Origin of the sequence: Sphingomonas naphthae, assembly GCF_028607085.1 — a bacterium.
In the GTDB taxonomy this organism is placed as follows: Bacteria; Pseudomonadota; Alphaproteobacteria; order Sphingomonadales; family Sphingomonadaceae; genus Sphingomonas_Q; species Sphingomonas_Q naphthae.
In genome coordinates this window covers 2,587,361-2,599,388 of the sequence record NZ_CP117411.1, presented here as the reverse complement: position 1 = coordinate 2,599,388, position 12,028 = coordinate 2,587,361, and the positions used below count along the sequence as shown (strand labels likewise).

Annotated in this window: 10 protein-coding genes, 1 tRNA gene and 1 pseudogene; 2 read left to right on the top strand and 10 right to left on the bottom strand. The window is 66.1% G+C overall.

From position 1 onward, the window contains the following. Nucleotides 1-215 precede the first annotated feature (215 nt). The 7 genes from PQ455_RS12475 to hspQ form a co-directional block, all read right to left on the bottom strand. Nucleotides 216-1,211 (bottom strand): GDSL-type esterase/lipase family protein, encoded by a 996-nt coding sequence (locus tag PQ455_RS12475; protein WP_273686410.1) that lies wholly within the window; start codon nt 1,209-1,211, stop codon nt 216-218. A 173-nt stretch (nt 1,212-1,384) separates the two neighbouring features. After that, nucleotides 1,385-3,298: a M61 family metallopeptidase gene (locus tag PQ455_RS12470; protein ID WP_273686409.1), complete on the bottom strand. Its 1,914-nt coding sequence runs from the start codon at nt 3,296-3,298 to the stop codon at nt 1,385-1,387. Nucleotides 3,299-3,360: 62 nt separating this feature from the next. After that, complete coding sequence (locus tag PQ455_RS12465; protein ID WP_273686408.1) at nt 3,361-4,011, bottom strand: DUF1345 domain-containing protein; 651 nt, start codon at nt 4,009-4,011, stop codon at nt 3,361-3,363. 230 nt (nt 4,012-4,241) lie between these two features. Beyond that, the gene (locus tag PQ455_RS12460) at nt 4,242-4,769 is read right to left on the bottom strand and encodes a GNAT family N-acetyltransferase (protein WP_273686407.1); all 528 of its coding nucleotides are present in this window, start codon (nt 4,767-4,769) and stop codon (nt 4,242-4,244) included. Nucleotides 4,770-4,953: 184 nt separating this feature from the next. Further along, complete coding sequence (rpmA, locus tag PQ455_RS12455) at nt 4,954-5,223, bottom strand: 50S ribosomal protein L27 (RefSeq protein WP_273686406.1); 270 nt, start codon at nt 5,221-5,223, stop codon at nt 4,954-4,956. Nucleotides 5,224-5,237: 14 nt separating this feature from the next. After that, a complete protein-coding gene (rplU, locus tag PQ455_RS12450; RefSeq protein ID WP_273686405.1) occupies nt 5,238-5,567 on the bottom strand; it encodes a 50S ribosomal protein L21 in 330 nt (109 codons plus the stop codon). A gap of 262 nt (nt 5,568-5,829) precedes the next feature. Next, nucleotides 5,830-6,219, bottom strand: coding sequence for a heat shock protein HspQ (hspQ, locus tag PQ455_RS12445; RefSeq protein ID WP_273686404.1), 390 nt, complete (start codon nt 6,217-6,219; stop codon nt 5,830-5,832). Between the two features lie 145 nt (nt 6,220-6,364). Between hspQ and PQ455_RS12440 the strand changes: the two genes are divergently transcribed. After that, nucleotides 6,365-6,454 (top strand) — tRNA-Ser (locus PQ455_RS12440). Nucleotides 6,455-6,612: 158 nt separating this feature from the next. Here PQ455_RS12440 and PQ455_RS12435 read toward each other — a convergent pair. The 3 genes and pseudogenes from PQ455_RS12435 to PQ455_RS12425 form a co-directional block, all read right to left on the bottom strand. After that, nucleotides 6,613-6,789, bottom strand: a pseudogene (locus PQ455_RS12435) (NAD(P)-dependent alcohol dehydrogenase); the annotation flags it as partial. A 565-nt stretch (nt 6,790-7,354) separates the two neighbouring features. After that, nucleotides 7,355-8,035, bottom strand: a complete 681-nt coding sequence (gene trmB, locus PQ455_RS12430; protein ID WP_273686403.1) for a tRNA (guanosine(46)-N7)-methyltransferase TrmB — start codon at nt 8,033-8,035, stop codon at nt 7,355-7,357. Between the two features lie 44 nt (nt 8,036-8,079). After that, nucleotides 8,080-8,637 (bottom strand): hypothetical protein, encoded by a 558-nt coding sequence (locus tag PQ455_RS12425; RefSeq protein WP_273686402.1) that lies wholly within the window; start codon nt 8,635-8,637, stop codon nt 8,080-8,082. Between the two features lie 229 nt (nt 8,638-8,866). Between PQ455_RS12425 and PQ455_RS12420 the strand changes: the two genes are divergently transcribed. Next, nucleotides 8,867-11,833 (top strand): TonB-dependent receptor domain-containing protein, encoded by a 2,967-nt coding sequence (locus PQ455_RS12420; RefSeq protein WP_273686401.1) that lies wholly within the window; start codon nt 8,867-8,869, stop codon nt 11,831-11,833. Nucleotides 11,834-12,028 lie beyond the last annotated feature (195 nt).

The following is a 12,028-nucleotide window of genomic DNA, read 5'->3' as shown; positions in this document are numbered from 1 at the left end:
GGGCCGGGGTTCGCGCGGAGACGCGGAGCCGCGAAGAGAAGAAGTAATGGGCCGTGGCTCATCCGGTCTTACATCCTCCACACACCGGGGAGCCACGTCCCGATCAATCCCCCGTCCTCCTTTCCTTCTTCTCTCCGCGCCTCCGCGTCTCCGCGTGAACAATTCTTCCTGAGGCCCCGGCCAGCCGGGCACGGCTTGGCTTTAATCGCCGAATATCAGGAGCCCTTGCGATCCGCCGTTGCGACGGGTGTGGTCGGCGCGTTGATCGTCGTCTTGATCGGGGTGGGGCCCACGTTCGGCGCCGCCGGGGCGATTGGAGCGAGGTAGGCATCGACCAGCGCGGTCCACAGCGCATAGCCCTCGGCGTTCATGTGGAGGCCGTCCGGGCCGAAATAGCGCGGGTCGGGGTGGCCGTCCGGCCCCATCAGCGCCGAACTCACATCGAGATAGTCGAAGGTCGCCGGCCCCGATTTGGCCCGCACCGCCGAATTGACCGCCACCATCTTCGGCCACAGCGACCATCGCAGCGGGCTCGCCTTGATCGAGAGGTAGACGATGCGCGCCTTGGGCATGTCGCTGCGTAGGCGGGCGAGCAGGCTCAGCACGTCGGTCGCCACATCGGCGGGTGGGCTGCCGGCGGCGATGTCGTTGTCGCCGACGTAGATTACCACCGATTCCGGGCGATGGTTGGCGACGACCTTGCCGTAATATTCCAGCACCTCGGGCGTGGTCGCCCCGCCGAAGCCGCGATTGAGCACGCGCATCTTGGGGAAGGCTTCCTTCACCTTCCACATGCGCACGCTGGAGCTACCCACGAACAAAGTCTTGGCATCCTCGACGCCGGATACCGCGTCGAAGCGGACGAAGGCGTCGATCTCGGAGGCGAAGCGGAAGGCGGGCGCGGCGGCCGGCCCCATCGCCGCCTTCGGCCCGGTGAGCGCGGGCTTGGGCGCGGCGATCTCGGGCGCCTGCCGCGCGGCTTCGGCAGCGGGCTTCAGCGCGGGGGCGGTGGCGACGGTGGCGGGCACGATCGGGGCGGGGGGCGCCTTGATCGCCGGGGCGGGTCTGGCGGCCGCCGCAGGTTCGACCGGGGCGCGCTTCGCCGGGGCGGGCTTTGTCGCCGGAGCGGGCGGGCGCGGGGAGGGCGCAGGCGGCTGGGCGGCGGCACACACCGCCACCGTCGTCAGGATCGCACTGACCAAGCCGTTCAATCGCCGCATACAGGGTGTAACCGTCGTGATGAGCTTTTGAGCCATATCAGCGACGTTTCGTGATTGCCAAGGCCGCGAAATCCCGTGCTCCTGCGAAAGCAGGAGCCCAGGGCCACGAAGCGCACCGCCCGCCACCCTGGGCTCCTGCCTTCGCAGGAGCACCGTATCGTTTCTTACTTCCTCGGCGCCAGCAGCGCGTCGAGTGAGCCTTCGCCCGTGCCGATCTTCACCAGACGCGGATAGCGCAGGCCGCCGAAGTAGGCGATCTCGATCGGGCGGTAGAGGTCGCCCTGCTTGATGAGCAGCTTGACCGGCGCCTTCGTCTTGGCCGCTTCGGTGATCGCCGCCTTGATGCCGTCGTCGGAATAGGCACGGCCGGCGACGGCGACGATCGTGGTGCCGATGGTGATGCCCTGGTCGAACGCCGGGCCATCCCACATCACGCCGCTGACGGCGCCTTCCTTGCCGATCGACAGGCCCAGCGAATAGCTGAGGTCGATCGCCTTGCGCGACTTTTCGGCGCGCTTGGTGAAGTTGGTCGGCTCGGGCGTGTAATCGAGGCGGTAGCCGCCCTTGGCGATCCAATCGAGCGGCGCGCGCGGGCGGATCGAATAGATATGCTCCTTCAGGAAGGTCGCCCAATCATAGGGCACCACGCTGTTGAGCGTCTCGACCACCGTGTCGAAATCATAGGTCAGCTGGCCCCAGTCGCGATCGCGCACGCCGAAAAAGGCCCTGGCGAAATCGTCCATCGATTTGGTGCCGCCGGATTTCTCGGCGATGATCGCATTGGCGTCGAGCCAGGTGAGCGAGCCCTCGACATAATAATCCTCGGACCGCTGCCAGCTGAGCCATGGCTTGGGGCGGCGCTGGGCGATGATCGGATCGTTGGTGGTGTCGATCACCGGGCGCCAGTTGCGACCGGCGCGATAGTCGTAGACCGCCGCGTCGTTGGCGAGCAGGCCGAGCGCGTCTTCCTTCGAGACCATTCCCGATCGCGCCGAGAGGATGTGGCCCCAGAATTGCGTCTGCCCCTCATACACCCACAGCATCGAATCGCGCATCGGCGTGCGGAAATCGGGCGTCCAGGCGTCGGCGCCGCGGCGGTATTTGCCGTTCCAGCTGTGGGTATATTCGTGCGGCAACAGGTCGTGATCGGTCAGGCTCGCATCCCAATCGGTGAAATAGCCGATGCCGACGCCGTTTTCGGACGAGCGCTGATGCTCCAGCCCGTTGCCGCCCATCTTTTCGGAGATGGAGAAGAGGAAGTCGTAATGGTCGTAATGCTGCGCGCCGAACGTCTTCACCGCCTGGGTGTAGAGGTTCTTGTGGAGTTGCAGCACCTCGGGCTTGATGACGATGTCCTTGGGCGCATCGCCGATCACGTTGAGCCGCACGCCGGGGCCGAGCAGTTCCTGGCGGTAATAGCGGCCGGCGTAGATCGGGCTGTCGGCCAGCGTCTCGTAGCTGACGGTCTTGTAGTTGACCGTATTGCCGCTGGTCGAGGCCACCTCCAGCGCGGTCGCGGCCTTGAAGCCCTCGGGATAGGTGACGCTGGCGCTCACCGGGATCTGGCGGGTGAAATAGCCGGCCGGATAGAGCGTCTGCGAAATCCACTGGAGGTTGAGCATGTCCGGCGTGGCGACGATGCGGCCCTGCGGCCCGGCGGTGGCGCTGAGATACTGGAACGCCACGTCGATGCTCTTCACGCCCGCCGGCACCACGACGGTGAAGGCATAGACGTCGACCGGATCGCGCGTCCATTCGAGCGGCTTGCCGTTCGCGGTGATGACCACGCCGGCGACCGAGGCGATCTGGCCCGAGGGGCTGTGCGCGCCCGGAATCCACTTCGGATAGAGCATCGTCAGCGGGCCGGGGCCGGCGACGGGCACGGTCTGTTTGATGCGGAAGATGCCGCGCTGGGTGTCGGTCGCGTCGATCGCGACGGTCATCGTGCCGGGATAGGGCACGTCCTTCGCCGCCGGGATCGGATCGGCATAGGGCACCGGCTGTGGCGCGCTGTTCTGGGCGAAGGCGGGGAGGGCGGTGGCGGCGAGGAACAGAGCGGCAAGCGACTTCAGGGGCATAAGGCTATCCGGCTATGGGGAATGGCCCCGTGTTAGGCGAACGGCGCACCCCCGGCCAAGCCCTATCCGCCGCCGCCCAGCACATTGATGGTGAACGCCAGCACGCCGATGTTGAACACGAAGGCGGCGAAACAGTGGAACAGCACCACGCGCCGTACCGACCGGCTGGTGATCGATATGTCGCTGGTCTGGAACGTCATGCCAAGCGTGAAGGCGAAATAGGCGAAGTCCCAGTAATCGGGCTCCTTCGTGTCGGGCAGGTCGATCCCGCCGCTGTCGCCGCCGCCTTCCGCGCCGCTGTAGAAGATGTGCGCATAGTGCAGCGCATAAACCATGTTGCTGAACAGCCAGGCGATCACCAGCGTCGCGATCACCAGCGCGATGGCCAGCGGATCGGGTGCCCCCTTCGCGCCCAGCTCGATCCCGATCGAAACGAGGATGGTGAGGATGATGAAGCCGGTCAGCGCCAGCAGCAGCGCCCGATTGGCGTCGTTCCGCCGGGCCGCCGCGCGCATCGCCCCGGCATCGGCATCCAGCAGCGGGATGCAGGAAAGCAGGAACACGATCCCCGCCAGATCGAACCCCGCCATCACCGCCTGCGCCCAGCCGAGCCAATGCGTCCCCGCCGCGACCCCCGCGATGGCGACGAGGACGAAGGCGACGAAGCGCGCGGGGGCGATGCGGTTGCCGATGGTGCGGGGTGGGTTGGTCATGTGCTGGTCACCCCTTTAGCGTCGCGCCTGCGGACCGCTTCGCCGTCACCCCGGCCGTGTGCCGGGATCCACCCTGCGGCACGCAACACCGCATGATGCGATATCGGGTTCCCTGCGTCCATCTGCTGGCCATCGCTGGCCGGCGCATCCAGCTAGACGGTGGACCCCAGCACAAGGCCGGGGTGACGAATGGAGGCGGTGATTACGCGCGCGGACGCACGCCCCGCAGCCTACGCCGCCAGCGCCGCCGGCTGCCGATCCCGCACGAAATCCACGCACGGGAGGATCGCCCCGCGCACCACATTGTAGCGGCGCGAGGACGTGCCCGTCGGGCGGAAGCCGAGTTTCCGCAGCACGTTGCCCGACGTCTCGTTGCCGTGGAAATGGCCCGCCACGATCCGGTCGAGCCCCAGCGACGTGTCGGCGATCTCCAGCATGGCGCGGCCGGCCTCGGTCGCGATGCCCTGGCCCCAATAAGGGCGGGCGATCCAATAGCCCAGGTTGATGCCGCGATCGTCCTCGTCCAGCCCGATGCCGCCGGCCAGCTTGGCCTCGCCGCCGTCCATCAGGAAGATCAGCAGGCGTGGCCAGGCATCCTCGGGGGCGGCGAGATAGGCGCGGGCGTCGTCCATCGTATAGGGATGCGGCACGCGCGCGAGCGTTTCGGCCACGGCGCGGTCGCCGATCGCCCGGGCGAGCGGCTCGGCATCCTCCAGCCAGCCCGGCCGCAGGAAAAGACGCTGGGTGCGCGCGAACATGGAAACGTCTCCCTTCCTCGCGTCGCCGCCGTACCCGGAAAGGGTGACAGACGTGCGACGAAACCTTTTGACCCGAGGGAGAGAACACAAAAAAGGGAGCCGGGTTGCGACCCGTCTCCCTCTCAACCGGATTTTTCGTCCGGCTTTCGGGTCGCCTCCGGGGCGACCCGTTGGGATCGCCCGATTACTCGGCGGCCAGGGCCACCTGATCGACGCTCACATATTTGCGGCCGAGCTTGCCCTCGTGGAACGCCACGCGGCCCTCGGTCAGCGCGAACAGGGTGTGATCCTTGCCGATGCCGACGTTGCGGCCCGGATACACCTTCGTGCCGCGCTGGCGGATGATGATGTTGCCACCGATGACGAGCTCGCCACCGAACTTCTTCACGCCGAGGCGACGGCCGGCGGAGTCGCGGCCGTTGCGGGACGAGCCGCCTGCTTTCTTATGTGCCATTGTCCGCTACTCCCTTACGCTTCGGCGGTCTTGGCCGGGGCCTTGCTGTCACCCACTGCGGTGATGCGCAGGATGGTGTGACGCTGGCGGTGGCCGTTGCGACGACGATAATTGTGACGACGGCGCTTCTTGAAGACGATGACCTTGTCACCCTTCGCCTGCGCGATGATCTCGGCCGTGACGGTCAGGCCCTCGATCGCCTGCGCCGCGCCGTCCTTGGCTGCGAACAGCACGTCGCTGAGCGAAACGCTCGCGCCGGCCTCGCCGTCGATCTTCTCGACGACGATCTTGTCTCCCGCGGCAACGCGATACTGCTTGCCGCCCGTGCGCACGATAGCGAACATGGCCCTCATCACTTCCTAAGTCTGTATCCCGCTGGGTAAATGCACCTGTGGCGCCAACCGCGCGGAAGAAGGCGGGCTGCTAGCCGGGCAGGGTGATTCTGTCAACGGCGGAAAGGTATGGTTTGTGCCTGACCCGGCTTTGCCGGATCAGGGGACCCGCACCAGCCCTCACCCCCACCCGGCCTCCCATCCAAAATATGCTATGGGAGGCCGGGTGGGGGTGAGGGCTGGTGCGGCCTATCCGCGTGAGCGGATCAACAAATCAATGCCGATGCTCTCCGCGCAACGCATACCGCCCGGCGGTGAACCCGTCGAACAGCCCGTCGATCGCGGGATGGTCCAGCGGCTCGTCGCTGTCGTCGGCGATCAGATTGCCCTGGCTGACGTAGGCGACATAGTCGCCCTCGATATTCTCGGCCAGCAGATGGTAGAAAGGCTGGTCCTTGGCCGGGCGGAAATCCTCGGGGATGGCCTGATACCATTCCTCGGTGTTGGCGAAGACCGGATCGACATCGAAGATCACGCCGCGGAAATCGAGCAGCCGGTGGCGCACCACGTCGCCGATCGAGAAGCGGGCATGGACCACCGGCGGGGGCACGGGCGCCCCCGGAAGGCCGGCGACGCGGGACGGGAGGCTGTGGGCTGGAATCATCCCCACCAATCTAGGCACTTGCGCGCCCCGCGCAACCCGGCGTGCGAATTGTCCGCGACAGGTGCTTGGCAAGCCCCGCACGATCCGCTAGTGGCCCGCCTCCATCGACAGCGGCGTGCCTGCCCAGGCCCGCCAATGCCTCTGCGGAGAGGTGCCAGAGTGGTCGATTGGGACGGTCTCGAAAACCGTTGTGGGTTTGCGCTCACCGTGGGTTCGAATCCCACCCTCTCCGCCACCTTCCTGACAAGCTGCTGGAAAGGCTGAAAAGCCTTGATTTGCGCCTTTTGTATGGGTTGCCTGCGCAAAAGGGCGGGCATTGGAGAAGTGAAGGGGCATCACGCCGGAGCCGACCTCGATGACCCGTCCGATGATCTCGTGGCCCGGGACGGACGGGTAGATCGTCGGTCCCCATTCCTTCCAGTCGTCACGCGTCTGATGGATGTCCGAATGGCAGACGCCACAATAGCCGATCTCGATGGCGACGTCGTTGTCGCGGAGCGCGCGGCGCTCGAAGTTCCAGGGCGCGAGGGCGCTGCCGGCGATCTGCGCCGCGTAGCCGATGGTCTGCATGGATATGGTCCGTCCGTTGAGGTCGCTGCCGCGAACCTACGGCCGAGCGGGACGCCGGGTTAGCCCGATCCTGCTCGATGATTGCCTGATCCTATGAGCGCCGTCCGAAGTCGTCCGCTGCATCGGCGGACTTGATGGGCCCTCGACGATCTCAGTCTCGCCCGCGCAGTCGAGCCGGTGCCGCTCGGCACAGCGTGGCTGCGCACAGCAGAGCCAGCCCTGCGATCACGTACAACGCGGGCGTCGGAGTTCCCGCGATATCCTTCACCCATCCGACGAGCGTCGCATGCTGGTGCTGTCCGCCTTGCTTCCATCGGTATGCCCGGAAATTAAGCCGATGGGCGGCAAATTCCTGGCGTGAGGTGCGGAATCTTCAGGGCCAGGTCACCAGTCGAGTTTTCGGGCGCGTGGCACTGTGCTGAAGGCTCGCCCAAAAGCGATGCGCCTTATGATCTGCAAGGACCTCAACGCCCGGCTCTATAATGGGCCGCCTCCAGCGCGGCAGATAGTGGCAAGCTCGGCTCAACTATCGGAACACAACGATCTTATGGATCAAGCCGCTGATCTAAATCCGCCGATACTGAAAGTACCAGACCTCATGGCCAAGCCGCCGGGCCTTGGCCTCATACCGCGTTTCGGGCCAGTCGTCGGGGCGGACGAGGAAGTCGCGCGGGGTTTCGGCGAGCCATTCGAAATCGGGATGGCCGTTCATCACCATCATCGCCCAGCGCACATAGACCGGGTGATCGGTGCCGAAGCGGAACAGGCCGCCCGGCTTGAGCTTGGCGGCCACCAAGCCGATCGGGCCGGGGTTCATGAAGCGGCGCTTGGCATGGCGCGCCTTGCGCCACGGATCGGGATGCAGCAGCCACGCCTTGTCGAGCGAGGCGTCGGGCAGCCGCTCCAGCACGTCGAGCGCGTCGCCCATGTGGATGCGGACATTGTCGAGCCCGTCCTGATCGACATAGGTGAGCGCGCCGACGACGCCGTCGAGGAAGGGTTCGCAGCCGATGAAGCCCATGTCGGGCCGCATCGCCGCCTGCCCCGCCATATGCTCGCCCCGCCCGAAGCCGATCTCGACGGCCAGCGGACGATCGTCGCCGAACAGGCTGCGCGCGTCGATCGGGCCTTCCTCGGGCACGGCGATCTCGGGCAGCAGCCGCTCGACCAGAGAAGCCTGGCCCTGGCGGAGCTTGTGGCCGGTGCGGCGGCCGTAGAGGCGGCGGATCGTGAGCGGATCGGTCATGCCGCGCCGCTACCCGCACCGGCGGCGGGGCTCAAGCCCGACGCTCAGTTAACCCGCTTCGCCTTGATAGCCCGCCCGCCGGGCACCTTCAGCATGTGGCTGCCCAGCGCGCCGCGCTTGATGTTGATCTTGCTGCCCGGCGTCGGGTCCATCGCGCCGCGCCACCCCTCGGTCGTCTCCCATGTCCCGCCTTCGTCCAGCACGATGCGGTAGAATCCATAGGGGAGGGCGGTGCTGCGCTTGATGACGGCGTCGATCTCGGAGACGTCCTCGGCCTCCACCTCGCGCTCGATCTCTTTGTCGCTCTTGCCCTCGCCGCCGCCGAACAGGGGAATGCGGGGTAGCTGGAAGCCGAACAGCGATTTGCGGGTGCGCTTCACCTCGGCGCGGTCGAGCACGACGACCTCGCGATCCTTGGCGGCGGTTTCCAGCGCGGCGCTGGCCTTGTCGAAGCAGGCGAGGCGCTCGGCGCCGGCAGCGATCTGGCGGCAGGCGAAGACGGCCGCGACGGCGGAGGGGGTGGGCGCGGCGGTCTGGGCGAGCGCGCCGCCGGCCGGCATCAGCGCGACGGCGATCGTGGAAGCGATGATGGTGCGGCGCATGGCGATCCCCCTCGTGAACGGGGCGGGGATATGCCCGAAGCGCCGCGCCGGGCAACTGTGTCGTGAATGCCACAAGTGCGGCCAATGGCACGCAGCAACATTATGAAAATATCATTACAGGCTGTTCATCCCATAGACAGCTTGGCATGCAGGTTCCCATCACCGGTGGGGACCGGCTGAAGGAACGGGCGCGCGCCGCAGGTGCCGCCCACTTTATTGGGGGTTATTTATGATCAACGGGATCACCCGTGCACGCCTGATGGCGACCACGGTCATCGCCGGCGCCATCATGGCCGGCGCACCGCTCCAGGCGCAGAGCGTCACCACTGCCCCGGAGGCTTCGGCCGACGGTGAAACCGGCGGCGACATCGTCGTTACCGGTTCGCGCATCGCGCGCCGCGACCTGACCTCGTCCAGCCCGCTGACGACCGTTTCGAGCGAAGAGTTCCAGCTTTCGGGCGCGGTCAACGTCGAGCAGGTGCTGAACACGCTGCCGCAGGTTCTGCCGGGCACGACCAGCTTCTCGAACAACCCCGGCTCGGGCGCCGTCACGCTGAACCTGCGCAACCTGGGCACCACGCGTACCCTGGTGCTGGTCAACGGCCGCCGCTGGATGTTCTACGATACCTCGCAGATCGTCGATCTCAACACGATCCCGCAGTTCATGCTGGAGGGCGTGGATGTCGTCACCGGCGGCCAGTCGGCCGTGTACGGTTCGGACGCCATCGGCGGTGTCGCCAACTTCCGCCTGAAGAAGCTCAATGGCATCCAGATGGGCGCCAACTACACCGTGACGGGTTCGGGCGATGGTCCGCGCTACTCGTTCGATCTGGGCATCGGTTCGGATTTCGCGGACAACCGCGGCAACGTAACGCTGTACGCCAACTACACCCGTCGTAGCCCGGTGTTCGCCAGCGAGCGCGGCTTCTCGCGCTTCGCCGCGCAGGACGGCTGTATCGTTTCGGGCTCCACCAACGGCCTGACCGGTCTCGGCACCAATCTGGGTGGCGCGCTCGCCACCTGCGCGTCGCGCGGCGGCCAGGTCGGCCTGATCCGCGGCGGTTCGGCCACCGGCCCGATCGCCACGCTTCAGAACCTCAACCTGATCTTCAACCCGACCGGTGGCGGCACCCGCACCTTCCAGGATCCGGGCGATCTCTACAACTTCGCGCCGGACAACTACCTCCAGCTGCCGCAGGAGCGGTATCTGATCGGCGGTTACGGCAGCTACGAGATCACCGATGGCATCGAAGCCTATACGGAACTCAGCTTCATCAACAATTCGGTCCCGCAGGAACTGGCGCCGACCCCGACCGGCGTGACCGCCGTTCTCCAGGTCAACAGCCCGTTCTTCAACGCGGCGACCCAGTCGACGCTGCGCGCGCTGGATACCGACGCCGACGGTTACGTCTCGACCGGCGTGGGCTTCCGCTTCAACCAGTCGGGTCCGCGTAACGCCGATCAGAACCGCACCGCGTTCCGCGTGCTGGGCGGCCTGCGCGGCAACCTGACCGAGAAGCTGCGTTACGACGCTTTCTACAGCTACTCGCGCACCCGCAACACGATCTTCCAGCAGGGTAACATCTCGACGAGCCGTTACCTGGCCGCTCTCAACACCGAGACGGTCGGTGGCGTGCTGCGCTGCCGTGACACCGCCGCTCGCACGGCCGGCTGTCTTCCGCTCAACGTGTTCGGCCAGGGTCTCGCCGATCCGGCGGCGATCCGCTACGTCACGATCAACTCGACCAACATCTATCTTTCGGACCTCAAGAACGCGGTTGCTTCGGTCTCGGGCGAGCTGTTCAACCTGGGTCTCGGCGCCGACGACATCGGCTTCGCGCTCGGCGGCGAATATCGCGGCATGAGCTCGCGCTACATCCCCGATACTTTCCTGGCATCGGGCGACGTGCTCGGCTTCAACGCCGGCCAGCCGACCCGCGGCAGCTACAACGCCAAGGAAATCTTCGGCGAAATCAGCATCCCGGTGCTGAAGGACAGCTTCATCCACAGCCTGAGCTTCAACGGCGCGGGTCGTTACTCGGATTATTCGCTGGGTAACGTCGGCGGCGTGTGGACCTATGCGGCCGGCGGCGAATTCGCCCCCATCCCGGACATCACGTTCCGTGGTAACTATCAGCGCTCGGTGCGTGCACCGAACGTCGAGGATCTGTTCGGCGGCAATTCGACCGGCTTCCCCGGCGCGACCGATCCCTGCTCGGATCGTGGCACGGCGGCGTCGCGCACGGCGGCTCTCCGCGCGCTCTGCGTCGCTTCGGGTGTCCCGGCGGCTCTGGTGTTCACCCGCCAGGTCCAGCCGAACGCCCAGATCCAGGCGAACTTCGGTGGTAACCCGAACCTTGAGGAAGAGACGTCGGATACCTACACCGTCGGTGCGGTGATCCGGCCGCGGTTCGTTCCGCGTCTGAACATCACGGTCGATTATTTCAACATCACCGTCGATAACACCATCTCGACCTTCGGCGGCGGCCTGTCGTCCACCCTGTCGCTCTGCTACACGGTGGCCCAGAACCTCTCGAACTCGATCTGCGGCCCGATCCTCGGCACCCGCAACGCCGCCACCGGCGCGATCGGCCTCACCTCGGGCGGCACCAACCCGAACATCCTGTCGGCCAACATTGGCAAGCTGGAAACCAGCGGCATCGACGTGGCGGTGGATTACAACCTGCCGCTCGGCTTCTCGCTGCTGGGTGACGGTTCGGCCCGCTTCAGCATGTCGTTCCAGGGCACGTATCTCGACAAGTTCCGCTCCACCCCGGTGGCGGCGATCCCCGAGCGCGTGAACGTTCTGGAAGGCCGTGCTTCGGGCAACCCGCTGCCGCGCTGGAAGCACACCGCCCGCTACACGCTCAGCGATGGTCCCGCGACCGTCTCGCTGCGCTGGCGCTACCATGGCTCGGCCTACAACCCGAGCATCTACAACACCTTCGTCGGCCTGACCCGCGTGGTTCAGAACCCGGCGGAATTCTCGACCGTGAAGTACAAGGCCGTCAATTACTTCGACCTGACCTTCTCGTTCGAGGCCAGCGACAATCTGTCGCTGACGGGTGGTATCAACAACATCCTCCGCAAGCTGCCGCAGGTTGCCGGCAGCTACTCGGAGCAGAACAACACCTATCCGGGCAGCTACGACGTGCTCGGCCGCGACTTCTTCATCTCCGCGAAGATGAAGTTCTGATCCGGCGAGGGGTGGCCTTCGGGCCGCCCCGAACCTGACGGAATGTCGCCAGGACTTCGGGAGGCGGGCTTCGGCCCGCCTCTTTTTTTGTGTGTGGTTTAGGGCGGTCCGTCATTGCGAGCGCAGCGAAGCAATCCAGTTTCGATGGTGGTTTCCTGTCGAGCGGCTGGATTGCTTCGCTACGCTCGCAATGAC

Coding starts and splice junctions, on each gene's coding strand:
- PQ455_RS12425 (WP_273686402.1), bottom strand. CDS start 8,637: ATGCGCCGCACCATCATCGCTTCCACGATCGCCGTCGCGCTGATGCCG.
- PQ455_RS12460 (WP_273686407.1), bottom strand. CDS start 4,769: ATGTTCGCGCGCACCCAGCGTCTTTTCCTGCGGCCGGGCTGGCTGGAG.
- PQ455_RS12465 (WP_273686408.1), bottom strand. CDS start 4,011: ATGACCAACCCACCCCGCACCATCGGCAACCGCATCGCCCCCGCGCGC.
- PQ455_RS12470 (WP_273686409.1), bottom strand. CDS start 3,298: ATGCCCCTGAAGTCGCTTGCCGCTCTGTTCCTCGCCGCCACCGCCCTC.
- PQ455_RS12420 (WP_273686401.1), top strand. CDS start 8,867: ATGATCAACGGGATCACCCGTGCACGCCTGATGGCGACCACGGTCATC.
- rpmA (WP_273686406.1), bottom strand. CDS start 5,223: ATGGCACATAAGAAAGCAGGCGGCTCGTCCCGCAACGGCCGCGACTCC.
- rplU (WP_273686405.1), bottom strand. CDS start 5,567: ATGTTCGCTATCGTGCGCACGGGCGGCAAGCAGTATCGCGTTGCCGCG.
- hspQ (WP_273686404.1), bottom strand. CDS start 6,219: ATGATTCCAGCCCACAGCCTCCCGTCCCGCGTCGCCGGCCTTCCGGGG.
- trmB (WP_273686403.1), bottom strand. CDS start 8,035: ATGACCGATCCGCTCACGATCCGCCGCCTCTACGGCCGCCGCACCGGC.